The sequence below is a fragment of the Pseudoalteromonas sp. AOP7-A1-14 genome (assembly GCF_052376275.1).
Taxonomy (GTDB): Bacteria; Pseudomonadota; Gammaproteobacteria; order Enterobacterales; family Alteromonadaceae; genus Pseudoalteromonas.
The window spans coordinates 1-1,638 of record NZ_JBQSVO010000226.1 but is presented as its reverse complement, the minus strand read 5'-3'; the positions used below and the strand labels follow the sequence as shown (position 1 = coordinate 1,638).

Annotated in this window: 2 protein-coding genes; one reads left to right on the top strand and one right to left on the bottom strand. The window is 38.7% G+C overall.

Translation table 11 applies throughout. The features are described from left to right. Positions 1-8: 8 nt before the first annotated feature. A complete protein-coding gene (locus ACT3RM_RS17720; protein WP_441836655.1) occupies positions 9-914 on the bottom strand; it encodes a M14 family metallopeptidase in 906 nt (301 codons plus the stop codon). 478 nt (positions 915-1,392) lie between these two features. Here ACT3RM_RS17720 and ACT3RM_RS17715 point away from each other — a divergent pair. Further along, the coding region (locus tag ACT3RM_RS17715) for an Arm DNA-binding domain-containing protein (protein ID WP_441836656.1) at positions 1,393-1,638 on the top strand (246 nt) is incomplete at its 3' end.

The following is a 1,638-nucleotide window of genomic DNA, read 5'->3' as shown; positions in this document are numbered from 1 at the left end:
GCTAGAATTTAAACGTAGTTAAATGCACCGTGGATAGCAGCTACTTGTGCAAGAATGCATTCTTCGTCGCTTGCCGTCGGGCTATCTGGATAAACCTCTGTGGTCGTCACAAATTGCGCATCAGTAAAACCCATGCATAAGCCTAGCTCACGGGCTGCATAATTGATCACTCCAAACTGACTTTGAGGCACACCGATTAGCTGGTTGTTTTCATCGCTAGGCGCAATATGAGTTACCTTTTTGACTGAGTCGATAATCGCTTTTTGAAATTCAGGTTCAGGTTTTACAGAATCAGCAACTAAATAAAACCCATCAGGGATATTCCAGTTCGTATTTATTTTTCCATCACGAGCAGCTAGTGCAGGACGGAATTCACTGTTATCAGTATCGGTTGTTTCGTGTAAATCGATATGGGCGAGTAAATTGATGCCAATTGAATCTATATATTCAATAATGGCGCGAGATTCTTGTGCTGGGCTGTTTTTATAAAATGAACGATTAGGGTCAACCGCATCAGGGTTCCAACGGTTGATTGTTTCATAACCCCAAGGACTAATACATGGCGCTATAATAATATTAAATTTATCTTTATAGGCCGCTGGTAAGGTTTCGGCAAAGCGAAGTGCACCATGTACACCACTGGTTTCATAGCCATGAACACCGCCAGTGACTAGTATTGTTGGCTTAGCTTCTGAAAATGCTTTTGTTCTAATTACAAATAAAGGGAAGTCATGCTCTGGGTAAGTTAGCGATGCATATTGCTCTACATCAAACTCATTTTCTAACGCCTTTATTTTACTTACAACATCATCAATATAGCTACGCTTTTTACTTTGTTTTGACAGCCATAATTGTTTGTCTTGTGAATTCCATGGTGTATTTTTAGTACCAATTGGATAAGGAGAGTGACTCATAAAGACCTTAGTGTATTGTAAAACCTAAAGAGTAACGCTGGTAATGTGCGATAGCAAATTAATGCGCTAAAGCTGGGTGTTTTATAGCTAGTTGCACGTTATTATTTCTTTGGTTTAAATGTAGGATCTCTGGCTTTCTTTAAAACTAAGTTTTACCACGATATTACCACAGGGTAATTGTGATATATTTTAAAGTTGGATTAGGATGTTGTTTTTGCGAGGTTTAAATGGTCGGTATGGAGAGATTCGAACTCTCGACCCCTGCCACCCCATAAAAATCACCTGTGCTTTATCGTGTACAAAAGTGGCTAAAAGTGTTCTACAGTGAAGTGTTTGAAGTAATTGTAAGTTATTGCTATTGAAAGGATTAAGCTTTTAAATTATACCTAGTGAATAAACGTGAAGTTTAGTGAACTCAAATCAGCTCGTGCGATAAGTGTGCGACAAAAGTTTTGACTTAACTCTAGGTGTGCGAAAAATGGCGTCAATCAAAGTAAAACTAACTGAATCTGTACTCAAAAATATCCCTCTGGAAATTACCAAAATCAATGACACTGAGATCTCCGGTTTCTATCTAAATATTGGTAAGGCGAATAAAGAAGGAAAGCGCTCACAGGTATATTATCTGTATTACCGTCTAGGAGGCCGAGGTTCGAAAGAAAGAAGGTTAGCCTTAGGTAATTCATCGGTAATCACAGTAAGTGAAGCTAGACAGCTTGCTAAG